The sequence below is a fragment of the Bradyrhizobium iriomotense genome (genome assembly GCF_030160715.1).
GTDB classification, from domain to species: Bacteria; Pseudomonadota; Alphaproteobacteria; order Rhizobiales; family Xanthobacteraceae; genus Bradyrhizobium; species Bradyrhizobium iriomotense.
In genome coordinates, this window is sequence record NZ_BSOW01000025.1 from 74,660 (window position 1) to 101,413 (window position 26,754).

23 protein-coding genes are annotated in these 26,754 nt (G+C 63.8%); 12 read left to right on the plus strand and 11 right to left on the minus strand.

From position 1 onward, the window contains the following. The first annotated feature begins 201 nt into the window (after nucleotides 1-201). The 3 genes from QQL28_RS30755 (at nucleotide 202) to QQL28_RS30765 (ending at nucleotide 3,483) form a co-directional block, all read left to right on the plus strand. A complete protein-coding gene (locus tag QQL28_RS30755) occupies nucleotides 202-819 on the plus strand; it encodes a DUF2585 domain-containing protein (RefSeq protein WP_284271598.1) in 618 nt (205 codons plus the stop codon). Between the two features lie 53 nt (nucleotides 820-872). After that, nucleotides 873-2,177 carry an ATP-dependent protease ATPase subunit HslU gene (hslU, locus tag QQL28_RS30760; RefSeq protein ID WP_284271599.1) on the plus strand — a complete coding sequence of 435 codons (1,305 nt, stop codon included), beginning with the start codon at nucleotides 873-875 and terminating at the stop codon, nucleotides 2,175-2,177. A gap of 181 nt (nucleotides 2,178-2,358) precedes the next feature. Then, nucleotides 2,359-3,483: a hypothetical protein gene (locus QQL28_RS30765; RefSeq protein WP_284271600.1), complete on the plus strand. Its 1,125-nt coding sequence runs from the start codon at nucleotides 2,359-2,361 to the stop codon at nucleotides 3,481-3,483. A 68-nt stretch (nucleotides 3,484-3,551) separates the two neighbouring features. On the opposite strand, the gene QQL28_RS30770 is transcribed toward QQL28_RS30765, so the two are convergent. From QQL28_RS30770 to QQL28_RS30780, 3 genes are read right to left on the minus strand one after another with little or no spacing between them, the layout of a single operon-like run. Continuing rightward, the gene (locus QQL28_RS30770; RefSeq protein ID WP_284271601.1) at nucleotides 3,552-4,142 is read right to left on the minus strand and encodes a Smr/MutS family protein; all 591 of its coding nucleotides are present in this window, start codon (nucleotides 4,140-4,142) and stop codon (nucleotides 3,552-3,554) included. Continuing rightward, complete coding sequence (gene mltA / locus QQL28_RS30775) at nucleotides 4,139-5,689, minus strand: murein transglycosylase A (RefSeq protein WP_284271602.1); 1,551 nt, start codon at nucleotides 5,687-5,689, stop codon at nucleotides 4,139-4,141. Before mltA ends, QQL28_RS30770 begins: the two co-directional genes overlap by 4 nt. After that, nucleotides 5,667-6,371: a Tim44/TimA family putative adaptor protein gene (locus tag QQL28_RS30780; RefSeq protein WP_284271603.1), complete on the minus strand. Its 705-nt coding sequence runs from the start codon at nucleotides 6,369-6,371 to the stop codon at nucleotides 5,667-5,669. Before QQL28_RS30780 ends, mltA begins: the two co-directional genes overlap by 23 nt. A 400-nt stretch (nucleotides 6,372-6,771) precedes the next feature. Between QQL28_RS30780 and secB the strand changes: the two genes are divergently transcribed. Continuing rightward, a complete protein-coding gene (gene secB, locus QQL28_RS30785) occupies nucleotides 6,772-7,254 on the plus strand; it encodes a protein-export chaperone SecB (protein ID WP_284271604.1) in 483 nt (160 codons plus the stop codon). A gap of 170 nt (nucleotides 7,255-7,424) precedes the next feature. On the opposite strand, the gene dnaQ is transcribed toward secB, so the two are convergent. The 4 genes from dnaQ to QQL28_RS30805 are packed head-to-tail and all read right to left on the minus strand — an operon-like array spanning nucleotide 7,425 to nucleotide 10,248. Beyond that, nucleotides 7,425-8,147, minus strand: a complete 723-nt coding sequence (gene dnaQ / locus QQL28_RS30790; RefSeq protein ID WP_284271679.1) for a DNA polymerase III subunit epsilon — start codon at nucleotides 8,145-8,147, stop codon at nucleotides 7,425-7,427. A gap of 20 nt (nucleotides 8,148-8,167) precedes the next feature. Beyond that, nucleotides 8,168-8,767 (minus strand): dephospho-CoA kinase, encoded by a 600-nt coding sequence (gene coaE, locus QQL28_RS30795; protein WP_284271605.1) that lies wholly within the window; start codon nucleotides 8,765-8,767, stop codon nucleotides 8,168-8,170. 22 nt (nucleotides 8,768-8,789) lie between these two features. Beyond that, a complete protein-coding gene (locus QQL28_RS30800; protein WP_284271607.1) occupies nucleotides 8,790-9,398 on the minus strand; it encodes a Maf family protein in 609 nt (202 codons plus the stop codon). Nucleotides 9,399-9,408: 10 nt separating this feature from the next. Then, nucleotides 9,409-10,248: a pyruvate, water dikinase regulatory protein gene (locus QQL28_RS30805; protein ID WP_284271608.1), complete on the minus strand. Its 840-nt coding sequence runs from the start codon at nucleotides 10,246-10,248 to the stop codon at nucleotides 9,409-9,411. A 485-nt stretch (nucleotides 10,249-10,733) separates the two neighbouring features. Between QQL28_RS30805 and hemJ the strand changes: the two genes are divergently transcribed. The 7 genes from hemJ to QQL28_RS30840 all read left to right on the plus strand — a co-directional run bounded on the left by hemJ (nucleotide 10,734) and on the right by QQL28_RS30840 (nucleotide 19,622). Next, nucleotides 10,734-11,156, plus strand: coding sequence for a protoporphyrinogen oxidase HemJ (gene hemJ, locus QQL28_RS30810; protein ID WP_284271609.1), 423 nt, complete (start codon nucleotides 10,734-10,736; stop codon nucleotides 11,154-11,156). 251 nt (nucleotides 11,157-11,407) lie between these two features. Then, a complete protein-coding gene (gene rho, locus QQL28_RS30815; RefSeq protein WP_027525104.1) occupies nucleotides 11,408-12,673 on the plus strand; it encodes a transcription termination factor Rho in 1,266 nt (421 codons plus the stop codon). 552 nt (nucleotides 12,674-13,225) lie between these two features. After that, nucleotides 13,226-14,578 (plus strand): tRNA uridine-5-carboxymethylaminomethyl(34) synthesis GTPase MnmE, encoded by a 1,353-nt coding sequence (gene mnmE / locus QQL28_RS30820; protein ID WP_284271680.1) that lies wholly within the window; start codon nucleotides 13,226-13,228, stop codon nucleotides 14,576-14,578. A 480-nt stretch (nucleotides 14,579-15,058) separates the two neighbouring features. Further along, nucleotides 15,059-16,942 (plus strand): tRNA uridine-5-carboxymethylaminomethyl(34) synthesis enzyme MnmG, encoded by a 1,884-nt coding sequence (gene mnmG, locus QQL28_RS30825; RefSeq protein ID WP_284271611.1) that lies wholly within the window; start codon nucleotides 15,059-15,061, stop codon nucleotides 16,940-16,942. Nucleotides 16,943-17,029: 87 nt separating this feature from the next. Continuing rightward, entirely contained in the window at nucleotides 17,030-17,692 is a 663-nt protein-coding gene (gene rsmG, locus QQL28_RS30830; protein WP_284271681.1) for a 16S rRNA (guanine(527)-N(7))-methyltransferase RsmG, read from the plus strand. A gap of 33 nt (nucleotides 17,693-17,725) precedes the next feature. Further along, entirely contained in the window at nucleotides 17,726-18,580 is an 855-nt protein-coding gene (locus QQL28_RS30835) for a ParA family protein (RefSeq protein ID WP_254101564.1), read from the plus strand. Nucleotides 18,581-18,734: 154 nt separating this feature from the next. Continuing rightward, the gene (locus QQL28_RS30840) at nucleotides 18,735-19,622 is read left to right on the plus strand and encodes a ParB/RepB/Spo0J family partition protein (RefSeq protein ID WP_284271612.1); all 888 of its coding nucleotides are present in this window, start codon (nucleotides 18,735-18,737) and stop codon (nucleotides 19,620-19,622) included. A gap of 266 nt (nucleotides 19,623-19,888) precedes the next feature. Here QQL28_RS30840 and holA read toward each other — a convergent pair whose 3' ends face one another. From holA to QQL28_RS30860, 4 genes are all read right to left on the minus strand, one after another. After that, nucleotides 19,889-20,917, minus strand: coding sequence for a DNA polymerase III subunit delta (gene holA / locus QQL28_RS30845; RefSeq protein WP_284271613.1), 1,029 nt, complete (start codon nucleotides 20,915-20,917; stop codon nucleotides 19,889-19,891). A 5-nt stretch (nucleotides 20,918-20,922) separates the two neighbouring features. Then, complete coding sequence (gene lptE, locus QQL28_RS30850) at nucleotides 20,923-21,474, minus strand: LPS assembly lipoprotein LptE (protein WP_284271615.1); 552 nt, start codon at nucleotides 21,472-21,474, stop codon at nucleotides 20,923-20,925. Then, a complete protein-coding gene (leuS, locus tag QQL28_RS30855) occupies nucleotides 21,461-24,097 on the minus strand; it encodes a leucine--tRNA ligase (RefSeq protein ID WP_284271617.1) in 2,637 nt (878 codons plus the stop codon). The genes lptE and leuS overlap by 14 nt, the downstream gene beginning before the upstream one ends. 111 nt (nucleotides 24,098-24,208) lie before the next feature. Beyond that, nucleotides 24,209-25,906 (minus strand): diguanylate cyclase domain-containing protein, encoded by a 1,698-nt coding sequence (locus QQL28_RS30860; protein ID WP_284271619.1) that lies wholly within the window; start codon nucleotides 25,904-25,906, stop codon nucleotides 24,209-24,211. Between the two features lie 109 nt (nucleotides 25,907-26,015). On the opposite strand from QQL28_RS30860, the gene QQL28_RS30865 reads away from it, so the two are divergent. After that, the gene (locus QQL28_RS30865) at nucleotides 26,016-26,705 is read left to right on the plus strand and encodes a YggS family pyridoxal phosphate-dependent enzyme (RefSeq protein ID WP_284271620.1); all 690 of its coding nucleotides are present in this window, start codon (nucleotides 26,016-26,018) and stop codon (nucleotides 26,703-26,705) included. Nucleotides 26,706-26,754: the final 49 nt, after the last annotated feature.

Here is a 26,754-nt window from a genome sequence, read left to right on the forward strand (position 1 = left end):
GGAGAGGCATAGGCCGCCTCTGGCGGCCGTCCGTAAGGACGCCGAGGCTATGGCGTAGCGCCGGGTGAGGGCTCTTTCCTCATCGGGACTGTCCCATTGCGGAAGCACCCTCTCCCCAACCCTCTCCCGCAAGCGGGAGAGGGAGCGCACTGCCCCTGTGGTTGCTTCCGATGACCTTTCATTGCTGATGATGTGCAATTCATGACGCTCGCGCCTACCCACACCATCAAGACGGCGGTTCCGCCGATCACCTGGATCGGCATCGCGCTGCTGCTGCTGGCGCTGCAAGCCTCGATCCTGTTTGCCATGGGCCGGGTGCCGATCTGCACCTGCGGCTATGTCAAATTCTGGCACGGCGTGGTGAACAGCTCGGAGAATTCCCAGCACATCGCCGATTGGTACAGCTTCTCCCACATCCTCCACGGCTTCCTGTTCTACGGATTGACGTGGCTGCTATTCGCGCGCCTGCCGTTCCTGCAATTGTCTTGGCCAGCGCGGCTGATCATCGCCATGCTGATCGAAGGCACCTGGGAGATCGTCGAGAACTCGCCCTTCATCATCGAGCGCTATCGCGCCGGCACGATCTCGCTGGATTATTACGGCGACAGCATCATTAATTCGATCTCCGACACGCTGTTCATGGCGCTCGGCTTCCTCGCGGCGCGCATTCTGCCGGTCAAGGGCATCGTCCTGCTCGGGCTCGTTTTCGAGATCATGATGGCGCTCCATATTCGCGACAATCTGACGCTGAATATTCTGATGCTGATCCATCCGATCGAGGCTGTGAAACAATGGCAATCCGGTCCGCCGATCATCTGACCCCTGCAAAATGCGGCTTGTCCCGGCCGGTTTCTGACCCTAGCTAAGGCCCCATGACAGACTTCTCCCCCCGCGAAATCGTTTCCGAACTCGACCGTTTCATCGTCGGCCAGTCCGAGGCCAAGCGCGCCGTCTCGATCGCGCTCCGGAACCGCTGGCGGCGACAGCAGCTCACCGGCTCGCTTCGCGAGGAGGTGCTGCCGAAGAACATCCTGATGATCGGCCCGACCGGCGTCGGCAAGACCGAGATCGCGCGGCGGCTGGCCAAGCTCGCCAACGCGCCGTTCCTCAAAGTTGAGGCGACCAAATTTACCGAGGTCGGCTATGTCGGCCGCGACGTCGAGCAGATCGTGCGCGATCTCGTCGAGGTCGCCATCTTCCAGGTGCGCGAGCGCAAGCGCAAGGACGTGCAGGCGCGCGCCCAGCTCGCCGCCGAAGAGCGCGTGCTGGATGCCCTGGTCGGCGCCAATGCCAGCTCCGCGACGCGGGAATCCTTCCGCAAGAAGCTGCGCGCCGGCGAGCTCAACGACAAGGAAATCGAGATTGAGACGCAGTCCTCCGGCGGCGGCCTTCCGATGTTCGAGATTCCGGGCATGCCGGGCTCGCAGATGGGCGCGATCTCGATCGGCGACATCTTTGGCAAGCTCGGGGGCCGCACCAAGACGCGGCGGCTGACGGTCGAGGGCTCGCACGAGATCCTCGTCAACGAGGAATCCGACAAGCTCCTGGACAACGACCAGCTCACGCTGGAGGCGATCAGCGCGGTCGAGAACAACGGCATCGTGTTCCTGGACGAGATCGACAAGATCTGCGCGCGCGACGGCCGCGTCGGCGGCGACGTCTCGCGCGAGGGCGTGCAGCGCGACCTGCTGCCGCTGATCGAGGGCACCACCGTCTCGACCAAGCACGGCACGGTCAAGACCGACCACATCCTGTTCATTGCGTCCGGCGCCTTCCACGTCGCAAAGCCCTCGGACCTGCTGCCGGAATTGCAGGGCCGCCTGCCGATCCGCGTCGAATTGCAGGCACTGACCCGCGACGATCTGCGGCGCATCCTCACCGAGCCCGAGGCCTCGCTGATCAAGCAATATGTCGCCCTGATGCAGACCGAAGGCGTGACGCTCGACATCACCGACGGCGCCATCGATGCGCTCGCCGACATCGCGGTCGCCGTCAATTCGACGGTCGAGAACATCGGTGCGCGGCGGCTGCAGACGGTGATGGAGCGGGTGCTGGACGAAATCTCCTTCACCGCGCCCGACCGCAACGGCGAGACCATCCAGGTCGACGCCGACTTCGTGCAGAAGCACGTCGGCGACCTCGCCAAGAACGCCGATCTGAGCCGGTTTATTTTGTAAATCGCTAGGCCCGCGCTATCTATTCCCCCGTCGTCCCGGCGAAGGCCGGGACCCATAACCACCAGCGGTTATTGTTGGAAAAAGATAGCAGCCCCAGCTTTGGATCAAAACGAACATTCGTGGGTATGGGTCCCGGCCTTCGCCGGGACGACAGCGGAGTTTTGTACGCCGCAGGTGCCCCGTGCGCGCTAGTCTGCTGCAAAACCCCTGGCGGCTGTTGCTCGCGATCAACGCCGCGGTGATCGTCGGCGTCTTCATCCACAAAATCCTGCTGCCGCCTTACGTTCCCTACATCCACCTTCTCGTCGACTATCATTTCGGCTTCATTAAGCGCGCGCTGATCGGTGCCATCGTTGCGTTGTTTACGGCGAAGGTGCCAGTGTGGCTGGTGTTTGCGCTTGGCGGCGTGACTTGGCTGGTGACGCTCGGGCTCTTCGTCACGCTGTTCCGCAGGGTGTTCGGTCTCAGCGAGAAGACCCTGCCGCTGTTCGTGTTCATCGCGGGCTCGCCGTTCTTCCTGAAGAATTTCATGCACACGCTCGGCCATTTCGACATCTATGGCAGCGCGCTCGCGATCGTGCTGCTGCTGATCCCCGCGCGCTCGATCCTCCATGTTGCGCTGGCGGCGCTGTTCGCGATCGTGCTGATCCTGATCCACCACATCCATCTCTTGATGTATGTGCCGACGATCATCATGATCGTCGTCGTCAGGCACTATCTCGGGCACGGCATCAATCGCGCGAACGTCGCGTTCGGGCTCGCGGCGCTGTTCGTCGTCAGCGCACTGTTCTTCGCCGCGCAATTCCTGGGAACGATGCCGATACCGGAGGCCGATTTCGTCGCGTACCTCAGGGGCCGGATGGCTGATCCTGCGCGCACCGATCTCCTGCAATTCAGCTACATCTGGTACCAGCCTCTGGCAAAGGAGCTTGCGGACACCTGGGGCCGCATGCCCCACAACATCCTCGGCGTGCCCGTGTTTGCGCTGCTGATCTGGCTGCACATGCCGCTGTGGCGCTATTTTGCGAACCTGATCCACGCGCTCGGTGACGAGACGCACCGGCGTCTCGTCATCGCAGGCATCATTGGCGTCAGCCTCGCCTATGTCGTGATGTTTATGATGGTGTTCGACTATTCGCGCTGGATCTCGAACTGGGCGGTCTGCATGTTCCTGATCCTGCACGCGGTGAAGATGCTGCCGGCCAAGCAGGACACAGCGCCGATCCCGGCGGAGGATCGGAAGACAAACATTTTCGGCTTGGTCATCACATTGATCCCGCGTGTCGGAATCGTGCGTCCGTTCTAGGAGGTGCGCTCCCTCTCCCGCTTGCGGGAGAGGCAAGAAAGCCCGCGGCTCGGGATCGTGCGGCCGCTTTAATACCTCGCCCGCCTGATCCGCACGTAGAGCGCGCCCTCGCCGCCATGGCCGACATGGGCTTCCTCGAAGCCGACGACGAAGGCGCGGAATTCCGGCAGGCTCAGCCATTCCGGCACCTGGCGGCGGAGCACGCCGCTTTCGCCGCCGGTCCTTCCCTTGCCGGTGATGACGAGCACGAAGGTCAGGCCGTCGTGATGGGCGCGCTGGAGGAAACCGGAGAGCGCGCGATGGGCGCGCATCTGGGTCATGCCGTGTAGATCAAGCCGCGCGTCGATCTCGCTGCGGCCGCGCGACAGTTTCGTGCGTTCGCGTTTTCCCAGCGGCGCGAGCGGCGGCACAGCCGGCTTTGCCGCGCGGGGAGCCGGTGCGGGGACAACGGGCCTTGCAGGCGCTGGATGCCTCGCGACTGATACGGCCTGCGAAGCTTCGGAGCGCGCCGCCGCCTCCGCCTTCGTCACGCGATATTTTCGGAGCGGCTTGACCTGCTTGGCGACCGTGTCCCACAGCGCGCGCTCGTCCTCGCTGAGCGCACGGCGGCGGGGCGAGGGCGGCGGGTCCAGAACAGGCGGACGGGACGATCGCTTCATTGCGGGCTGGTACGACGGCGCACGTGCTTGCGCTGCTCGCGAACGGGCTTGATGATTGGGCGCGGTTCCGGCAGCGGCACGGGAGCAGCCACGGCGACGGTCGCGTCCCTGGCTTGTGACACGGTTGCAGAAACCGCGCCAGCCGGCTTCTGATCCTTCGCCGGATCGACTTGCGGAAACAGCTTTGCGATCTTCGCCGACGGCCGCGGATCGGGCAGTGGCAGCCTCGAACCGCGCGCGACGGGATCGAGGCTCTTGGGCACCAGCATCACGAAATGCATGTTGTGGCGCAGCCGGCCCGAGACGCGGCCGGCGTCCGCGCCGGCGCCGAAATAGAGATCGGCGCGCGCGGGGCCGATGATGGCCGATCCCGTGTCCTGCGCGATCATCAGGCGATGGAACGGCGTCTTCGACTTCTCGGAGTCGATCGGCAGCTCGCCCTCGATGAAGAACGGCGTGCCATAGACGTGCAGCGATTTGTCGACCGCAATCGAGCGGCCCGCCGTCAGCGGAATGCCCTGCGCGCCGACCGCCTCGTCCTTGTCCGAGAGATTGACCTGGCGGAAGAAGATGTAGGAACGGTTCTGGCGCCGGAGTTCCTTGGCGCCATCAGGATTTTGCGTCATCCACTCCCTGATCTTCTGCATCGACATCTCCTCTTTCGGGATGATGCCGCGCTCGATCAGGACGCGTCCGACCGCCGTATAGGGAAAGCCGTTATAGGCGTCGTAGTTGAGGCGGATGGACGAGCCGTCGTCGAACTTGATCCGCGCCGAACCCTGGATCTGCGCGAACAGGAGGTCGGTCGGATCCTTGAGCCAGCAGAGCTCGAGGCCACGGCCGGCGATCGCGCCATCCTCGATTTCTCCGCGGTCGTAGTAGGGCACCAGCTTGCGGCGACCGATCTTGCGGTACACCGGGCCCTTGTTGGGCAGGCTCAGCGCATCCTGCTTGAAGCCGCGCACGAACAGGTTCGAGGGGCGGCGATAGACCGGGACGTTGTAAACGTCGGTCTGGACGCGCGAGCCGTCGAGCACGGGCTCGTAGTAGCCGGTCACGAACCCGTCGGCCTCGCCGAGCCGCGAGATGCGCAGCGGCGAAAAATGCTGTTCGAAAAACGCTCGTGCTTTGCTCTCGTCGGAAAGCTCGAGCGATTTGGCGATCCGGCACGGCTCGCTGAGCGAGCCGCCGATGGCCTTCGACTCGATAGCCTTGGGCTCGATCATTTGTGGCTGCTGCGCGGGAATCGATTTGCAGCTCGCGCGAAACGCCTTGTAGGCCGCGAGATGATCGTCATCACTCCAGCCGGCCACATCGGACCAGGCGAGCGGCAGATATTGCGCGCCGGGAATTTCGAACGGCAACGCGAGCTGAGGGTAGGGCAAGGCCCGCGGTGGCGGGGCGGCGATTTCGGGAGCAATGCGGCTGTGATAATGACGGCGCGCCGCTTCAGCGCCGAGTGAAAACGACGACAGCGCGACGGCACCTGCGCACAGCGCCGTCGCGCAATTTGTCAGGGCTGCCTTAATGCGCGCTTCCGGTGCCAACCAGCTTCCAGTTCGGATCGCGAGAGGTGGTGTCGCGGGCGAAGGTCCAGATGTCGGTGATGTCGGCGACCTTGTCGGGGTTGCCGTCGACGATGTTGCCGGCCTTGTCGCGGGTCACCGAAATCATCTGCGAGACGAAGCGGACGGTGAGCTGCGCGGTGCGGTCGCGCATCTCGGCGCCGACGAGCTCGGCCTTGTCGATCGAGACGAAGCGCGTCTCGGTCTTCTGCTCGTTCTTCTCGCGCTCCTTGATCGCGGCGTCGAAGCTTTCGAACACTTCCGAGGACAACAGGTCGCGCAGCGACCGGCGATCGCCATTGGCGAAGGCGAGCACGATCATCTCATAGGCGCCGCGGGCGCCGGACAGGAAGTGGCGCGGATCGAAGGAGGAATCCTTCTCGACGATCGCATCCAGCCCCTGGCCCAGCGCGGTGCCGGGTTCGGTCAGGCCCTTCCAGCGGTCGGCGGGCTGCGTGACGTCGGCGGTCGGCGCCAGCGGAGCCTGATCGATCACCTTGCCCGGCATGGTCACGACGTTCTTGTCCTGGGCACCCTGGAGCGCATTGCGGGCGGTGCGGTCGAACGGCGGCCGCTCGTTGCCGGTCCGCTGCCCCAGCACGCTGCGCAGCCGCAGGAAAATGAAGACCGCCAGCGCTAGGAAGATGATGGTGTAGATGTCCACGTCGTGTTCGCTCTCTGGTCTCTTGCTCAGGGTCGTCGCCGGGAAAATCAGTCCGGCCAGTCAACCGTTCCATACAGGAACGGCAAGGCCACATCACCTTTTTAGGTCCACGTCAGATCCAAGCGATGTAGGCACGAAATCTTGCCCGGCCAATGGCGCCTTTTGGCACAGCGCGAAGTGTAGCGCGTTTTATCCTTAAGGGGAAATCGGATCCTGCCTGGAAATCGCGCATCTTCAATCGTTTAAGATGTACGTCGTGGGCTGAGAACGGGTAAGGGGCCACCCTTTTCGACGCTGCCAAAAGGCCCAATCCGGAGCCGTTCGTCCTTGTGGAACGAGGCGGGCCTATGTTAGCCAACCGGCCGCGATATCAGGCCCATTCGGGTAAGGAGACATTTTCATGACCAACGGAAACGGCACCCCCGAGGCAGGCCAGGCTCCGCAGCTCAACGTGCTGGCGCAATATACCAAGGACCTGTCGTTCGAGAATCCGAACGCCCCGGCCTCGCTTCAGCCGCAGGGCCAGCAGCCCCAGATCAACATCCAGATCAACGTCAACGCCAACAACCTCGCGGAACACGAGTTTGAGGTCGTGTTGTCGGTCGAGGGCAAGGCCGAGACCGCGGGCAAGGTGATGTTCTCCTTCGAGCTCGCCTATGCCGGCGTGTTCCGCATCGTCAACGTGCCGCAGGAGAACCTGCATCCGCTGGTCATGATCGAATGCCCACGGCTATTGTTCCCGTTCGCCCGCGAGATCATTGCCACCGCTGTGCGTGATGGCGGGTTCCCGCCGCTGATGCTCGACCCGGTCGATTTCGTCGGTCTTTACCGGCAGAACATGGAGCGGCAAATGGCCGCTCAGGGTCAGGTCAAGCCGAGCTGAGCTGACTGCGTCAACGACCCCTCATGGTGAGGAGCGCGGAACGCGCGTCTCCGGACGATGCTTCCGCATCGCCGGGCGAACCATGAAGGCCCGGCTCTCGCCCGTGTCCATCCTTCGAGACGCCCGCTTCCAGCGGGCTCCTCAGGATGAGGGGTTCAAGTTGAACTCAGTCAGGCCGGGCCAGCTGCCGGCTGGGCCAGATACTCGTTCCAGATCGCCTTTTCACCCATCGTTGCGATGAAGGCCCGATGGGCCTCGCGCTCGGCCTCGCTGACGCGCGGGGCCAGCGGCGCCGGCCGCTGCCGCCGTGGCGCATCGCCATTCGTCCCGACACGGATTTCCTCGGACTCCGACGCCAGGATGAGCTGCGACTGCCGGGCGCCGATCAGATCGACATAGACTTCCGCCAGCAGCTCGGCGTCGAGCAGCGCGCCGTGCTTGGTGCGGTGGGAATTGTCGATCGCATAGCGCGAGCAGAGATCATCGAGCCGGTTCGACACGCCGGGATGCTTGCGCCGCGCCAGCAACAGCGTATCGACCAGCCGCTCGCGCGGGATCGCCGCGCGCTTAATGCGGTCGAGCTCGGCATTGATGAAGCTGATGTCGAACGAGGCGTTGTGGATCACCAGCGGCGCATCGCCGATGAACTCCAGGAAGTCGTCGACGACCTCGTCGAACAGCGGCTTGGTCGACAGAAACTCGGCCGACAGGCCATGCACCGCGAAGGCCTCGGCCGGCATGTCCCGCTGCGGATTGATGTAGCGGTGAAACGTCTGCCCCGTCGGCATGCGATTGAAAACCTCGACACAGCCGACTTCGACCAGGCGGTCGCCGCGCAGCGGATCAAGGCCGGTGGTTTCAGTGTCGAGAACGATTTCGCGCATATTCTTCAGGAGCCGGTCAGATAAGCGAATCAGCTTCGCCGCTGCGGCATCTTAACGACCTCGGCCAGGATGTGCTTGATCTGTGCGCGGACGGGATCGAGCCCATGGGACGTATCCACCAGGAAATCGGCCCGCTTGCGCTTCTCGGCATCGGGCATCTGCTTGGCGATGATGGCATCGAGCTTTTCGGCATCCATGGTGCCGCGCGCCAGCACGCGCTCGCGCTGAAGTTCCGGTGACGTCGTGACCACGACGACCGCATCGACCCGCTTTTCGCCACCGGTCTCGAACAGCAGCGGAATATCCAGCACCACGACAGGTGCTTTCGCAGCCTCGGCATCCGCAAAAAATTTCTGGCGCGAGGCACCGAGCATCGGATGGACGATCTGCTCGAGCTGCTTCATCGCCGCGGCATCGCCGACCACGCGCGCCGACAGTTTTGCACGATCGACCTTGCCGAGCGCGGTGGTGCCGGGAAAGGCAGCTTCGATCGCGGGAGCTGCCTCGCCTTGATAGAGTCGATGGACTTCCACATCGGCATCATAGACGGGCACGCCAGCCTCCGCGAACAGCTTTGCGGTGGTGGATTTGCCCATTCCGATCGAGCCGGTCAGTCCGAGGATCAGCATCAGGTCGCAGCCATTTGTCGGTTCACACTGCAACTAGCCGCTCGCGCCGCAGGAACGCAAGCAACGGCAACAGCGGCAGGCCGAGGATGGTGAAATGATCGCCCTCGATCGTCTCGAACAGATGAACGCCGAGGCTTTCGAGCTGATAGGCGCCGACGCTGGTGACGACAGTATCGCCGGCGGCATCGAGATAGGCCGAGAGCTCAGCCTCGGTCATTTGCCGCATGGTCATGCGAGCGACCGAAACATCCTCGAACATGACAGCACCGTCATGCGCCACGGCGACCGCGGAGTGCAGCTCATGCGTGCGGCCCGCGAGATCACGCAGTTGCGCCATCGCCTGCGTCCGGCCAGATGGCTTTGAGAACAGCCGCTCGCCGAGTGCCAGGGTCTGGTCGGCACCGACGACATGGCGGCCCGGATGCTGAACCGAGACCGCCATCGCCTTTTCGCGCGCAAGGAGCAGCGCAATCTCGCGCGGGCTGGAAAGCTTTGAGGCTTCCTGCACGCCGCGCTCGTCGATATCGGCTGGTCTTGCTTCGAACTCGAGCCCGGCATTCGCCAGCAGCATTTTTCGCGCCTGGCTCTGCGAGGCCAGGATCAACGGAGTTTTGCCGCACCAGAGAGTCATCGAACGACACTTAACCCGAGGGACGGTTGCGTTGCCGGTCGGTATAGAGCTTCATGATCGCAGCCGCCGTTTCCTCGATCGAGCGGCGCGTCACCTCGAGCAAGGGCCAATTGTGCTTGGCGCTGAGCTTGCGCGCAAAGGCGACTTCATCCGCCACGGCCTGCTTGTCGATATAGGTGTCGCTGCTGGTATCGGCGCCCATGGTCAAGAGCCGGTTCTGGCGGACCTGGATCAACCGCTCCGGCGTCGCGTGCAGGCTCACCACCAATGGCCGTGTCAACGTCTCCAATTGCGCCGGCACCGGAATGCCCGGCACGAGCGGCACGTTGGCGGTGCGGATACCGCGATTGGCAAGATAGATCGAGGTCGGCGTCTTCGACGTCCGCGACACGCCGACGAGGACGACGTCGGCTTCTTCCAGGCCGTCGACGTGCTGACCGTCGTCATGCATCATCGTGTAGTTGAGGGCGTCGATGCGCTTGAAATATTCCGCATTGAGCACATGCTGGGCTCCGACGCGGCCCGTCGTTGCCGCGCCGAGATAGGCCTCGAACAATTGCATCACCGGGCCGATGATCGACAGGCTCGGAACGTTGATCTCCTTGCACTTGTCCTCGAGCCTGGAGACCAGATCCTTCTCCAGCAGCGTGAACAGCACGATCCCCGGCGCCTCCTCGATCTCGTCGAGCACGCGATCGAGCTGCTTCTGGCTGCGCACCAGCGGATAGACATGCTCGACCGGCGTGACGTTGGCGTATTGCGCGGCGACCGCGCGCGCCACGGTGATCAGCGTCTCGCCGGTGGAGTCGGAAACCAGATGGAGGTGGAAGTAATTGTTGGAGGTCGGCACGAAAACTCTTCGATTGAGGGATTGGATTGAGGGCCGGGGATGACGGCTGTGTGATTTGTGAATTTCTGTGGAGCTTAACCCCTCGGAAAGGGTTGTGCGACACCACGGGCGGGATAACGGCCAAGTTTCTTCACACCGCTGCCCCAAAGGACAAGTCTTGGGGGAGAGCGAGGGGGAAGCGGGACAGCACCGGCAAGGCTCTTCATAAGCTGCCGATAGTTTCTCACAAGTCTTTGAAGATGGATGAATTATCCGCGTTCGCCGGAAGCGCGCCGGATATGTTGATGGATGTGTAAAACCACCCGCAAAGCGCCTGACAGCGTTGCGTGAGTCCAATCCACCGTCACTCAGACTCAAACCTTAAGAATCTAAGATTCTAGATTTGAGAAGGGCGATCCGGACGGATATGTGTGCGCCGAGAGAACTTAACGAGTTCTTACTATCCCCACCTTTCCGGACGGGGGCCTGAGAGGTGGGGGTCAGCAATGTACGAATGGATCAAGGCGCTGCATGTGATCGCCGTCATCTCCTGGATGGCGGGCATGCTCTATCTGCCCCGGCTGTTCGTTTATCACTGCGAGGCCGAGATCGGATCCAAGCAGTCGGAAACCTTCAAGGTGATGGAACGCCGGCTTCTCAAGGCGATCATCAACCCAGCGATGATCGTGACCTGGCTCGCCGGGCTCTATCTCGCGTGGTCCGGCGGTTTCTTTGCGTCACACTGGTTGCACGTAAAACTGGCACTGGTGCTGGCGCTGTCCGCGGTCCACGGCTTTTTTTCCCGCTGGGTCAAGGATTTCGCTGCCGACCGGCGCCCCCATACCCAGAAATTCTATCGTATTATCAATGAGGTGCCGACGGTCCTGATGATCTTCATCGTGATCATGGTGATCGTGAAGCCGTTCTAGGCAAAGTTCGAGAGACGCCGCTTAGTGCTTCGGCTTGCGGACGGCCAAGCGATTTTCTATATTGTGGCTATCCCCACCCAACGCAGGCGGATGTGGTTGTGTCCGAGCTTCTTCGAAAGCCGGGCGCCGCATCAGGTTTGAAGCCCCACCGGCACTCACCTTGCTAGACCTGCGGACCTTACCTGCTCGCGTCCGCATTTTCGAAGCCTCCTCGCACCCCCCTTCCAAGGTTACCCCACAGGACCACCCCAATGCGGGAAATCAAACTCCAAGACCTCAAGTCCAAAACCCCGGCCGAGCTCGTCTCGTTCGCGGAAGAGAATGGGGTCGAGAATGCCAGCACCATGCGCAAGCAGGAGCTGTTGTTCGCCATCCTCAAGCAGCTTTCGCTCGCTGAGACCGACATCGTCGGCGAAGGCGTCGTCGAGGTGCTCTCCGACGGCTTCGGCTTCCTGCGCTCGCCGGACGCCAACTATCTGCCGGGCCCGGACGACATCTACGTCTCGCCGTCGCAGATCCGCCGCTTCGGCCTGCGCACCGGCGACACCATCGAGGGCCATATCCGCAGCCCGAAAGAGGGCGAACGCTATTTCGCGCTGCTCAAGGTCAACACGCTCAATTTCGAGGACCCGGAAAAGGCCAAGCACAAGGTCAATTTCGACAACCTCACGCCGCTGTTTCCGAATCAGCGTTTCCGCATGGAGATCGACGATCCGACGCGCAAGGATCTCTCCGCACGCGTGATCGACATCGTCGCCCCCATCGGCAAGGGCCAGCGCGCTCTGATCGTGGCACCGCCGCGCACGGGCAAAACCGTGCTGATGCAGAACATCGCGCACTCGATCACGGCCAATCATCCCGACTGCTATCTGATCGTGCTCCTGATCGACGAGCGTCCGGAAGAAGTCACGGACATGCAGCGCTCGGTGAAGGGCGAGGTGGTGTCCTCGACCTTCGATGAGCCGGCGGTGCGTCACGTCCAGGTCGCCGAGATGGTGATCGAAAAAGCAAAACGCCTGGTCGAGCATGGCCGCGACGTCGTGATCCTGCTCGACTCGATCACGCGCCTCGGCCGCGCCTACAACACCGTGGTGCCGTCGTCCGGCAAGGTGCTGACCGGCGGTGTCGATGCCAACGCCCTGCAGCGGCCAAAGCGTTTCTTCGGTGCCGCGCGCAACATCGAGGAGGGCGGCTCGCTGACCATCATCGCGACCGCGCTGGTCGATACCGGCAGCCGCATGGACGAAGTCATCTTCGAAGAGTTCAAGGGCACCGGTAACTCGGAGCTGATCCTCGATCGCAAGGTCTCGGACAAGCGCACCTTCCCGGCGATCGACATCTCGCGCTCCGGCACCCGCAAAGAGGAGCTCATCACCGATCCGCAGGTGCTCAAGAAGATGTACGTGCTCCGCCGCATCCTGAACCCGATGGGCACGATGGATGCGATCGACTTCCTGCTCGACAAGCTGCGCTCGACCAAGAGCAACGCCGAGTTCTTCGATTCGATGAACACCTGAGCCGGGTTACAGCAGTTTTCGCGGAGGGCGCCTTTGGGGCGCCCTTTTGCATTTATGCTGCAGCATTGCTGCAGCATGGTGCAGCAAAAAGTAAATCTGGCTAGCTGCCCTATAATTCAGTAAATTATTGATATAAATATATAATTCGTCTTTTTTAGTTCGTCTTCTGGCACTCAAGCCAGAAAAATGCTGCAAAATGCTGCGGTTCATATTGCGACGCAATATGAAACATTTGCTGCTGGCCGAGGCAGCGAACAGAGCCAATCGGCGCGAGAGCAAACGAGGTTTGCCTTTTTCTCGGTGGGCAGACAAATAAACTGCGCCTAGGTCCCGTCTCCGAGAGTCCTGATTGCCACCGACGTTCCTGATCTTTCTATGGCTGGTCATTGGCTTGCCGTCGTTCATAGCAGGCATCGTACTGACCGTAGCCGCAATCTACGGTCGGAGATTTTGGCGGCTAAGGCGAAGAAGACAATTCGTCAGAGGCAAAAGCGGAGCGTCCTAATCCGCCTATGCTGGTGTCCGAACTAGGACCGCACCAAAAGCTTGACCATGCATCCCCGCGACCAGACCATCTTTGCGCTCTCGTCAGGCCGGCCGCCCAGCGCGATTGCGATCGTGCGGGTCTCGGGCGCAGAGGCCGGTCTGGTTCTGGCGCGGCTGGCGGGAGGGTTGCCGAAGCCGAGGCTCGCACACCGGGTGCTGCTGCGGGACGTGGCCGGCCAGGCGATCGACGATGCCGTGGTGCTCTGGTTTCCGGGACCCGCGAGCGCGACTGGGGAGGACGTCGCCGAATTCCATGTCCATGGCGGGCGGGCGGTGCTGTCCGCGCTGTTCGCGGCAATTTCGGCTATTCAGAATTTGCGCGCGGCCGACCCCGGCGAGTTCACTCGCCGCGCCTTCGAGAACGGCAAGCTCGATCTCACCGCGGCCGAGGGCCTGGACGATCTCATTCACGCTGACACCGACCGGCAGCGTCGCCAGGCGTTGCGGCAATTGCAGGGATTGCTGGGCGAGCGCGCGCGCGACTGGCGCGAGCGAATCATCGAGGCCTCCGCGCTGATCGAGGCCGGCATCGATTTTTCCGACGAAGGCGACGTATCGGCGGAATTGCTGGCGCCGGCGCGCGCGAAGATCAAGGCGCTACATGACGAGATCGCAAAAGTGCTTGCAGCACAGGGCAAAGCGGAACGTCTGCGCGACGGCCTCGTGGTCGCGATCGCTGGCCCGCCGAATGTCGGCAAGTCCACGCTGATCAATCAGCTCGCGCGCCGCGAGGTCGCGATCGTCTCGCCGCATGCCGGCACCACGCGCGACGTGATCGAGGTGCAGCTCGATCTCGACGGCTATCCCGTGATCGTCATCGACACCGCCGGCATTCGCGAAACCGATGATCCGGTCGAGCAGGAAGGCGTACGCCGCGCCCGCGCTCGGGCGGCGGACGCCGATCTCGTGCTGTGGCTCGCGGATGCCGATCGCAGCGAGGAGAGCCGGCCGGCCGGGACCGCGCCGGTCTGGACCGTGCGCAACAAGGTCGACCTCGACGAGCAGGCCTTGAGGTCTGAGGCGAACAAGGTTAAGGGGCCTGACCCGCGTGCCCGGATGTTTGCGATCTCGGCGCGGCGCGGCGACGGACTGCCCGAGCTGATCAGAGCGCTGGTGGAGTTCGCCGCCGAGTTCTTTGGGACGAGCGAGGGCGCGCTGGTCACTCGCGCCCGGCAGCGCGACCTGTTGAGCCAGGCCGCCGGCTCGCTGGAGCGGAGCCTCGCTCTCTTCGGCGAAGGCGAGGAGATCGCCGCCGAGGAACTTCGCGCTGCCGCCTACGCGCTCGGCCGGCTGTTGGGCCGGGTCGATGTCGAGGACGTCCTCGGGGCCATCTTCCAGAAATTCTGTATCGGAAAGTAGTGCTAGTTCTTCATTGTAGAACTATTTCTTGTTCCGGTTCTTGGCAGTGTTTCACGTGAAACACGGTGATTGGATTTCGCAGGCTCGCGCGGGCGATTTGGGCCTCGCGCGAAGGTGAGAGCGGGGCTCGGGCCTCAATCTCGTCATTGCGAGGAGCAAAGCGACGAAGCAATCCAGGCTGTCTCCGCGGAGAGATTCTGGATTGCTTCGCTCCGCTCGCAATGACGACGATGGCATCGCCGTGGCCCTTCCATCGATACGCCCGTATCGAAACCTCATTGCCCCACTATCCGCGCCCATTCCCACTGCGGACCCATCTCGTTTCACGTGAAACACTAGGCGGTACAAGGCGCCGTCTCCTTTGCATGGGGTTGTTTTGCGAAACTGACCCAACCGCCGGCGCGCCCCTGTTTCATGTGAAACGACGTCTCACCCAGTTTCTACTTCCGGCTTTCACACCTCTGAGCTAGAAGTCCGCCCATGCGGACAGAGCGAGAGAGTTTCGACGTCATCGTCATTGGCGGCGGCCATGCCGGCTGTGAGGCCGCGGCTGCTTCTGCGCGGATGGGCGCGACCACCGCTCTGGTGACGCACCGTTTCTCGACCATCGGCGCGATGTCCTGCAATCCCGCCATCGGTGGTCTGGGCAAAGGCCATCTGGTCCGGGAAGTCGATGCGCTCGACGGCCTGATGGGCCGGGTGGCGGATGCCGGCGGCATCCAGTTCCGCATGCTCAATCGCCGCAAGGGTCCGGCCGTCCGCGGTCCACGGACCCAAGCCGATCGCAAGCTCTACGCGGCCGCGATGCAGGCCGCGATCGAGCAGACCGACGGTCTCAGCGTGATCGAGGGCGAGGCGGATGAGCTGATCGTCTCGGATGGTCGCGTCACCGGGCTCCGTCTGGCCGATGGCCGGACGATCCGGGCAGGGGCCGTCGTGGTCACCACCGGCACCTTTTTGCGCGGCTTGATCCACCTGGGTGAGAAGAACTGGCCGGCGGGACGCGTCGGCGAGGCGCCGGCAATGGGTCTGTCGAAGTCCTTTGAGCAGGCCGGCTTCACGCTGGGCCGGCTCAAGACCGGCACGCCGCCACGTCTTGATGGTACGACGATCGACTGGTCGGCTGTGGAGATGCAGCCTGGTGACGATCCGCCGGAGCCGTTCTCGGTGATGACGGAGCGGATCACGACCCCGCAGATCCAGTGCGGCATCACCCGGACCACGGCTGCGACCCATGAGGTGATCCGGGCCAACGTCCATCGCTCGCCGATGTACTCCGGCCAGATCAAGAGCACCGGGCCGCGCTATTGCCCGTCGATCGAGGACAAGATCGTCCGCTTCGGCGATCGGGATGGCCACCAGATCTTCCTGGAGCCGGAAGGCCTCGACGACACCACCGTCTATCCCAACGGCATCTCGACTTCGCTGCCGGAGGAGGTCCAGCTCGCGATCCTCGCCAGCATCCCGGGCCTCGAGCGGGTCAGGATGGTCCGGCCGGGCTACGCCATCGAATACGACCACGTCGATCCCCGCGAGCTCGATCCGACCCTCCAGACCAGGCGGGTGCAGGGGCTGTTCCTGGCCGGGCAGATCAACGGCACCACAGGATATGAGGAAGCCGCCGCCCAGGGCATCGTGGCTGGGCTGAACGCGGCACTGGCTGCGAGCGGGGCGGCGCTCAAGGTATTCGACCGAGCGGACGGCTATCTCGGGGTGATGATCGATGACCTCGTCACCCGCGGCATCTCCGAACCCTATCGGATGTTCACTTCGCGCGCCGAGTATCGTTTGACGCTGCGGGCAGACAATGCCGACCAGCGCCTGACCGAGAAGGGCATTGCGCTCGGATGCGTCGGGAGTGCCCGGACCCACCACCATCGCGCCAAGATGACAGCCCTCCAGGCTGCCAAGACGCTGTCAAAGTCCCTGACGCTGACGCCGAACGAAGCGGCCAAGCACGGCCTGTCCCTGAACCGCGACGGCCAGCGCCGGTCGGCCTTTGAGCTATTGGCCTATCCGGACGTCGGCTGGAGCCAGGTCCGCGGTATCTGGCCGGAGCTGTCGGCCATTGACCCCGTGATCGCGACCCACCTCGAGATCGACGCCAAGTACGATGTCTATCTCGAGCGCCAGAGCGCCGACGTCGAAGCCTTCCGGCGGGACGAAGGCCTCGTCCTCGCCGATGTCGACTACAAGGCGGTGCCCGGGCTCTCCAATGAGGTCCGCGCCAAGCTGGAGAAGGCGCGGCCCTTCACGGTCGGTCAGGCCGGCAGGATCGACGGCATGACGCCAGCCGCCCTCGGCATCCTCGCCGCCTACCTGCGCCGCGAGGCACGCCGGAAGACCTCCAAGGCGACCGCATAGGCGTTTCACGTGAAACATCGCGGACCGGCCAGAGGTAAATCCTCATCACGGCAACCTGACGCGGGCGAGGGGGTCCGAAAGCCCGAGCTGTCGCAAGGCGTGGAGGCGCTGAACTCAGCGTTGGCGGCAGACAAGGCCGCAGCCCTCAAGCTCGCGCCCGTTTCACGTGAAACGGAAGCACGCCTGGATCGCTACGTCGCGCTGCTTCGGGAGTGGCAAGCCAAGACCAATCTGGTCGCGCCCTCGACGCTGCCGTATCTCTGGACTCGCCACATCGCGGATTCGCTCCAGCTCGTCTCGCTCGCGCCGTCTGCCAAACGCTGGGCCGATCTCGGCAGTGGCGGCGGTTTCCCGGGTGTGGTGCTGGCCTGCGTGATGGCGGAGACGCCGGGTGCCAGCGTCCATCTCGTCGAGCGCATTGCGAAGAAAGCGGCCTTCCTGCGCGAGGCGATTCGCGTCACGGGCGCGCCGGGGGTCGTACATCTCGCCGAGATCGGGGATAATGTGGATAGAATCACTGGCCCGGTCGATTGCGTCACCGCGCGCGCACTGGCTCCGCTACATCAACTCATCGGCTTTGCGGAGCCTTTGGTGCGCAACGGTGCAAAAGCGTTGTTTCTCAAGGGCCAAGATGTAGAGGCTGAATTGACCGAAGCCGCTAAATATTGGACTATTCAGCCCAAGCTCCATCAAAGCCGGACCGGCGATGGCTGGATCGTGGAGCTGGACACCATCCAGCGGCGCGGGTGAGGGGCCCGAACACGGGTCGAGTGGGGAAATGGCATGACCGTGATTGACGAACCTCAGCAGGAGCAGACCGAGACGGTGCCGCAGGGCCATCCGCGGATCCTGGCGCTCGCGAATCAGAAGGGTGGCGTGGGAAAAACAACCACGGCGATCAATCTCGGCACCGCGCTCGCAGCGATTGGTGAGCGCGTCCTGATCGTCGATCTCGATCCCCAGGGCAACGCCTCGACGGGTCTGGGCATCGATCGCCGCAACCGCTCCTGCTCGACCTATGACGTGCTGGTCGGCGAAGCCGCCTTGCGCGAAGCGGTGGTCGCAACCGCGGTGCCGCGGCTGCACATCGCGCCCTCGACCATGGACCTCTCCGGCCTCGAGCTCGAGCTCGGCCACACGCCCGGCCGCGCATTCAAGCTGCGTGACGCCATCGGCTCGCTCAACAACAACGTCTCGCCGGAGGCCGACTACACCTATGTGCTGATCGACTGCCCGCCCTCGCTCAACCTGCTCACGGTCAACGCGATGGCGGCCTCCGATGCGATCCTGGTGCCGCTGCAATGCGAGTTCTTCGCGCTCGAAGGTCTGTCGCAATTGCTGCAGACGGTCGAGCAGGTGCGCTCGACGCTCAATCCCAATCTGTCGATCCACGGCATCGTGCTGACCATGTTCGACTCGCGCAACAACCTCTCGAACCAGGTCGTTGCCGACGTCCGCCAGTTCATGGGCGAGAAGGTCTACAAGACCATGATCCCGCGCAACGTGCGCATCTCGGAGGCGCCGTCCTACGGCAAGCCGGTGCTCGTCTACGATCTCAAATGCGTCGGCAGCGAAGCCTATTTGCGCCTCGCCACCGAAGTGATCCAGCGCGAGCGCGAGCTGCGCACCACGCATTAATCCAATGCCGGCCCGTAGGGTGGGTTAGCCGAAGGCGTAGCCCACCACGTTTGCCGCCTCGAACAAAGCAATGGTGGGTTACGCTTCGCTAACCCACCCTACAATTCGAAATTCAGGTCTGGAGTACTGCTACGTGAATCCAAGGGAGCTGGCGATGGCCGACGAAGCGCGTTCGCGACTGGGCCGCGGTCTTGCGAGTCTGATCGGTGACGTCGGCGGCGAGGCCGCGCATGTCGAGCGGCCGCGCGCGCAGCGCAAGGTGCCGATCGAATTCCTCAAGCCCAATCCGCGCAACCCGCGCCGCACCTTTTCGGAAGTTGAGCTCAAGGAGCTCAGCGACTCCATCAAGCAGCACGGCGTGATCCAGCCGATCGTGGTGCGTCCGGTGAAGGGCACGCAGGACCGCTACGAGATCATCGCCGGCGAGCGGCGCTGGCGTGCCTCGCAGCTCGCAGGCCTGCACGAGGTGCCGATCGTCCCGGTCGACATCAGCGACAGCGATGCGCTGGAATTCGCGATCATCGAGAACGTGCAGCGCGAAGACCTCAACCCGATGGAAGAGGCGCAGGGCTATCACGCGCTCGCGGGCGAATTCAAGCGCAGCCAGGAAGACATCGCAAAGGTCGTCGGCAAGAGCCGCAGCCACGTCGCCAACATGATGCGGCTGACGAAGCTGCCGGCCGAGGTGCAGGCCTTCATCGCGACCGGCCAGCTGACCGCCGGCCACGCCCGCGCGCTGATCGGCGTGCCCGATCCGCTCGCTGCTGCCAGACGCATCGTGGAAGAGGGTCTCAACGTGCGCCAGGCCGAAGCGCTCGCACACGAGGAGGGCGTGCCGGAGCGCAAGCCGCAGAAGGCGCGTGCCAGCGGGGGTAAGGAAAAGGATCCTGACACGATCGATCTCGAGAAGCGCGTCAGCGACGCGCTCGGGCTCAAGGTCACCGTCAATCACCGCGATCCCGGCGGCTCCGTGCAGATCAACTACCGCAACCTCGAGCAGCTCGACGAGGTGATGCGACGGCTGGCGAAGGGCGTGGTGTAGCCGTCCTCTTTGTCGTCCCGGCTAAGGCCGGGACCCATACCGCGTGATCCATCCATTGCGGAAGGCAGCAGTACCGAACTACGAGTCGTCGCCAAACTTCTCCCTGTGGTTATGGGTCCCGGCCTTCGCCGGGACGACGTCGGGGAGATATCGGCGCGCCGCCTCCACATCGTCATTGCGAGCGAAGCGAAGCAATCCAGAGTCCCTCCGCGGAAAGATTCTGGATTGCTTCGCTGCGCTCGCAATGACGGAGGACGAAGTGGGACTCAGCCCCGCCGCTTCGCGTTCGCGGCGATCGCCATCAGCGTGCGCTGGGCGATTGCGGCGGCGAGGGCTGGTTGCTTGCGGGTGTCGAGCGCTGCGGTCGCGAGCTGCTCGATGACGCCGGCAAGGCGCGCCGCGCTGAAATTGCGCAGGGCGGTTTCGACCGCAGGCTTCCGCGAAAAATGAAGCCGCGGAAATCCGCCTTCGAGCACTGCCGAAACCGGCGTGCCGTCGGCGACGGTGAGCGCCGACTTGTGCAGCCACGCCGCCTGGCGCTGTGCGGCCGAGACGATCACGCCGGGATAGGTGCCGGCGATCATCGCCTTGGCGAACTCGCTTTCGACGATGTCGGGGCGTCCGGCGAAGGCGCCGTCGACGATCGGATCGAGCTTCAGCTCGGAGGCGTCGGCGACCACGGCCATCACATCGTCGAGTGTGATCTCGCCCTTGCCGTGAGCATAGAGCGTCAGCTTGCGCAGCTCGTTGCGCGAGGCCTGGCGATCGCCGCCGAGGAACGACATCAGCGCGGCGCGCGCGTCCTGCGCGATCCGCAGATTGGCGATGCGGAGCTCGTCCTCCATCAGCTTGGCGAGATCGCGCTCGGTGTCGGGATAGCAGCCGATTGCCACCGCCGTTTTGGCGCGCTCGCAGGCCTTGCGCAGCGGCGATTCCGGTCGCAGCTCGCCGGCCTCGATCACGATGCGGCAGTCCTTCATGCTCATCTCGGCCAGCGTATCGACGCCGCTGGCAAAGCTGCGCGAGCCCGCGCGCACGCGGATGGCGCGGCGGCCGCCGAACAGCGGCACGGTCATGGCTTCGTCGACGAGGCGTGAGGGTTCAGCCGAGAGCTCATCGCCGTCGAGCTTGACCAGCGAGAAGGGGTCGTTGGGATCATCGACGGCCGACGCAATCAGCGCGTCGGCGCGCTCACGCACGAGCCCGGCGTCGGGACCGTAGAGCAGGATGATGGGGCGGCCCGAATCGGGACGGGCGAGGAAGGCGTCGATCTCTTTTCCGCGCAGCGCGACCAAGAACGTCAGGTGCCGGCGGTGAAGAACGCAGCGAGCCGGTTCGAGATGTTCTCGGCGACCTCGTTGGCGGCACGGTCTTCCGCATCGCGAACCGCGCGCTGACGCGAGAAGCGCTGGTAGGAGCCCGGGATGTCGTAGGACACGCGCGAGAACGTGGTGCCGGTCATCACCGACTGGTTGGTCGTGTTGTTGATCAGATTATACTGAACGTCGATGCCGTAGTTCTCGCTGGTCGGCAGGCCCGTCGCGGCGCTGACGATCAGCGAAGAGCGGCTGGTCGTGAACCGCAGCACCAGACGGTGGGTCGGCGGCGCGCCGGTGGCCGTGCCATAAAGCTTGAAGGCGAGGGCGTTGCGGATCTCCACCCCGACCCGGGCCTCGCGCGAAGCGTTGGCCTTGTCGACGGGGGGGATTTCCACCCCCATCAGCTTGTCCCGCAATCCCGGAGTACCGTCGGTATGCTCGGCATACATCGGCTGGAAGCAGCCGGCCGTCATTGCCGCGAGGGCGGCAACCACCAGAAGGCGGGCTGCGATGCGGATCCTAGCCGACAACATTTACGATCCTCTTGGGGACGATGATCACCTTGCGGACGGGCTTGCCGTCCAGGGCCAGTTTTACCGCATCGAGCGCCAAAACGGCAGCCTCGATTTCCGGATTCTGGGCCGCTGTTGCAACCGTGACCTCTCCCCGCTTCCTGCCATTGACCTGGACCACCAGGGTCACGGTGTCTTCAACCAGCAAATCGCGTTCGATTTGCGGCCAATTGGCCTCCGAAACGAAGCCGCGCTGGCCCAGCACCCGCCAGCACTCCTCGGCCAGATGCGGCATCATCGGGGAGAACAGCTGGACCAGGATGGTCCCGGCCTCCCGGATTGCCCAGCCCAAATCCGGAGCAAGGTCGGCCGCCGGCTGACCGGGCCGCTGGAGCACCTCCGACAGGCTGTTGGCGAATTCGCGGATATGGGCGAGGCAGACGTTGAAGTGCAGCCGCTCGATGCCCGTGGTGACCTTGTCCAGCGCGCCATGGGCGGCCTTGCGAAGGGCGAGCGCATCGGCGCCGAAACTCGCCGGACGGGCGGCCGGCGCGCCCTTGGAGGCCTCGGCCGATTCGTTCACCAGCCGCCACAGCCGCTGCACGAAACGCGAGGCGCCCTGGACGCGCTCGTCGCTCCAGATCACGTCGCGGTCGGGCGGGGAGTCCGACAGCATGAACCAGCGGGCGACGTCGGCGCCGTAGGTCTCGATGATGTCGTCGGGGTCGACGGTGTTCTTCTTCGACTTCGACATCTTCTCGATCGGGCCGATCGTGATGGCCTCGCCGGTCGCAAGCAGCGTCGCGCGGCGGTCGTTGCCGCCTACTTCGATCTTCACTTCGGCCGGCTGCACATAGGTGCCGTCGGCCTTCTGGTAGGTTTCGTGCACCACCATGCCCTGCGTGAACATGCCGGCGAACGGCTCGTCCAGCGCGATATGCCCGGTCGCCTTCATGGCGCGGGTGAAGAAGCGGCTGTAGAGCAGATGCAGGATCGCGTGCTCGACGCCGCCGATATACTGGTCGACCGGCAGCATCCGGTTGGCGACCTCAGGCGTCGTCGGCGCGTTCTCGTTCCAGGGATCGGTGAAGCGCGCGAAGTACCAGGACGAATCCACGAAGGTGTCCATGGTGTCGGTTTCGCGCTGTGCCTTGCCGCCGCATTTCGGACAGGTGACGTGCTTCCAGGTCGGATGATGGTCGAGCGCGTTGCCCGGCTTGTCGAACGTCGCATCATCCGGCAGCTTCACCGGCAGGTCTGAATCCGGCACCGGCACCACATCGCACTTCGGACAGTGGATGACGGGAATCGGGCAGCCCCAATAGCGCTGCCGCGAAATGCCCCAGTCGCGCAGGCGGAAATTCACCTGGCGCTCGCCGACCGGCGCGTTGCCGCGCATCTCGTTTTCCAGGCGCTTTGCGATCTCTTCCTTCGCGGCCTCGATGGTCATGCCATCGAGGAAGCGCGAATTGATCATGCGGCCGTCACCGTCATAGGCGGTATCGGTGATGACGAAGGATTTCGGATCTTGGCCTTCCGGGCACACCACTGGCGTGTTGCCGAGATTGTACTTGTTGACGAAGTCGAGGTCGCGCTGGTCGTGCGCGGGGCAGCCGAAGATCGCGCCGGTGCCGTATTCCATCAGCACGAAGTTCGCGACATAGACCGGCAGCTTCCAGGAGGGGTCGAACGGATGGACCGCGCGGATGCCGGTGTCAAAACCCTGCTTCTCGGCGGTGTCGATGATCTCCTGCGCGGTGCCGATCTTCTTGATTTCGGCGATGAACTCCGCAAGCTTCGGGTTCTTGGCCGCGGCCGCGACCGCCAGCGGATGATCGGCCGAGATCGCCATGAACTTTGCGCCGAACAGCGTGTCCGGGCGCGTCGTGAAGATCTTCAGCTCGCTCTCGCCGGCAGGTGTCGTCGCGGCATCCAGCACGAAGCGAATCAACAGGCCCTCGGAGCGGCCGATCCAGTTGCGCTGCATCAGCCGCACCTTGTCCGGCCAGCGGTCCAGCGTATCCAGTGCCGACAGCAGCTCCTGCGAGTACTTCGTGATCTTGAAGACCCACTGGTTCATTTCCCGTTGTTCGACAACGGCACCCGAGCGCCAGCCGCGGCCGTCGATCACCTGCTCGTTGGCGAGCACGGTCATGTCGACGGGGTCCCAGTTCACCTTGCGCTTCTCGCGCTCGGCGAGGCCTTCGCGCAAAAAGTCCAGAAACATCTTCTGCTGGTGCTTGTAGTAGGAGGGATCGCAGGTCGCGATCTCGCGGCTCCAGTCCAGCGACAGCCCGATCGAGCGGAGCTGCTTCTTCATCGCGGCGATGTTGTCGTAGGTCCAGGCCTTCGGCGCAACCTTGCGCTCGATCGCGGCGTTCTCCGCCGGCAGGCCGAAAGCATCCCAGCCCATCGGGTGCAGCACATTGAAACCCTTGGCGCGCATGAAGCGGGCCAGCACGTCGCCGAGCGTATAGTTCCGGACATGGCCGATATGGATGCGCCCGGACGGGTAGGGGAACATCTCGAGCACATAGTATTTAGGCCGCGAATCGTCGTTCTTCGAGACGAAGATCGCCTTTTCGTCCCAGGCGGCTTGCCAGCGCGGTTCGGAATCGCGGGCGTTATAGCGTTCGGAGGTCATGGAATCGTTGGGTTTCGTGGTTCGGGCCGTCATAAAGACGGCGGACTAGGCCACAAAAACCGCAGTGGGGTCAACGTCTAAGGCCTTCAAAAGGCCACGAGCACGGCCGTTTCAACCCGCCATCGCCATCTCGGCGGCGCCTTCGCTCTCCTGCACCAAACCGTGCTCGACGACAGTGTTGCGGCCGCGATGTTTGGCGGCGTAGAGCGCGGCATCGGCCGCTTCGATCAGATCGCCCGGACGCAAGGTCTCGTGGGGCCGCGCCGCGGCGACGCCGATCGAGACGGTGACGATCATGTGGCTCGAGGTGATGTGCGGCAGGCACAGCCGCAGCACCGCAGCACGCGCGGTCTCGCCGATCTCGATGGCGCGCGTGAGGTCGGTGTTCGGCAGCAACAGGCAGAATTCCTCGCCGCCATAGCGTGCGGCAAAGCCCATGGTGTCGGCAGCGATCCCCGACAGCGTCTCGCCGATCCGGGTCAGGCAGGAGTCGCCTTCGAGATGGCCATAGGTGTCGTTGAAGAGCTTGAAATGGTCGACGTCGATCATCAGCAGCGACAGGTTGCTGTCATATTGCTGCGCGCGCATCCATTCGAAATCGAGGCGGCTCTGGAAGCCGCGGCGGTTGGCAAGGCCCGACAGCATGTCGATCGAGGCCATCACGGTCAGCCGGTCGTTGCTGGCGATCAGCTCGCGCTCGCGCTGGCCGAGTTGGGCTGCCATCGCGTTGAAGGCGCGGGCGAGCGGCACGAACTCGGCGGGCAGGCGGTTGCGCGCGGCGCGCGCCGAGAGGTCGCCCTCGCCAAAACGCTTGGCCATGTCGGCGAGCATCTCGATCGGCTTGATCACGAGCTTTTCGGCCGCGATCAGCGCGCCGAGCAGGACGAACACGACGACGAAGGCGAGTTGCAGATAGGCGGTCCGGATGTCGCGGCTGACCGCGGCCGACACCCTGTCCTCGTCGATGCTGGCGATCAGGCGCGCATTGGTGCCTGCGATGCGGATGTAGCTCACCGCGCGGCGGGAGCCGTCGACCGCGATGAAGGACAGCGATCCTTCGTCTTGGTCGGAGCGCAGTGCCATGTCAGCGATCGCCGACATCAGCGGCAGATTGTCGAGCGGGCGTCCGACCGCGCTGTGCTGGTCGGCGGGCGCGGCCAGCACCGTGCCGGTGCTGTCGACCAGCACCGCCGAAATGCCGGAGCGGCCGCCCAGATTGTTCATGATCTTCGACATCCAGTCGAGATTCACGGTCGCGAGCACGACGGCGTCGGCGGTGCCCGAGAACGCAGAGACCGGATAGACCGCCATCACGGACGGCGTGAGCAACGGTTTTGACAACAGGAAGTCGGAGAGCACGAAGCGGCCGGTCTCCTGCGCCTGCTGGAAATAGGGCCGGTCACTTAAGTCGAGGCCGACATACATGTTGTTGGTCGAGCACTGGATGCGTCCGTCCTGGCCGGCGATCAGCAGCGTGCGGATCCAGGGCAGGCTGGTCGGCAGGCTCGCGCGCAGGACATCGCAGCTCTTGCTGACGCCGCCGGCGGAAGCGCGGATGAAGGCCTCGGATTTCAAAATGGTCTCGACCGAGGAAATTACCTCGCGCTGCGCGTCCGCGCTGTGCCGCGCGACGGTAGTGAACTCGGTCGTTGCCTGCGCGATCTGCTTGACGCGTGCGTCCTCGAGCGAGCGAATGCGCTCCAGCATCAAGGGCACCACCAGAATCACCGCGAGCAACGCAAGCCGGGCCCGGATTCCGAGAACCTGCTTGAGTTTCGCGCGTTTGCGGTTGAGACTGACGTTGGCCATTTGTGCTACCCACCCCGCGCGCAACTTAGTTCCAAGGGTTCAAGAAGCCTTTCTTGAACTCGGTAAAATTGGAACTACCTCCGTAGAGACACGGGTCTCGAGCGACGTCATGACAGAAGCCAACGCCTTGCCGCTAACCGGGCATTCACCAAATGCGCTCGCCGCTGTCGAGCAGGAGATCGCGCGCGCCTGCAAGGACGCGCAGCGCGATCGCGCCGCGGTGACGCTGATCGCGGTGTCGAAGACGTTCGCTGCCGATGCAATTACGCCGGTCATCGCGGCCGGGCAGCGCGTATTCGGCGAGAATCGCGTGCAGGAAGCCAAAGCGAAGTGGCCGGCGTTAATTTCGAGTTACTCGGACATCGCGCTGCATCTGATCGGGCCGTTGCAGTCGAACAAGGCGAAAGAGGCGGTCGCGCTGTTCGACGCCATTCATTCGGTCGACCGTCCAAGCATTTGCCAAGCGTTAGCCAAGGAAATCGAATCGCAGAACAGGCACCCGCAGCTCTTTGTCCAGATCAACACCGGCGAGGAGCCGCAGAAGGCCGGCGTCGCGCCCGGCGAGGCCGATGCGTTCATCGCGAGCTGTCGCGACACCTATGGGCTCAACATTTCCGGCCTGATGTGCATCCCGCCGGCGGACGAGCCGCCGGCCGCGCATTTCGCCCTCACCGCCAAGATCGCCGCGCGCAACGGCTTGAAAAATCTCTCGATGGGCATGAGCGCGGATTTCGCCACCGCCATCATGCTCGGCGCCACGCATATCCGCGTGGGCTCGGCGATCTTCGGGCATCGGTGATTGGTTCTTGTGGGTCGTCCTGGCCTTCGCCAGGACGACATTGAAGCGC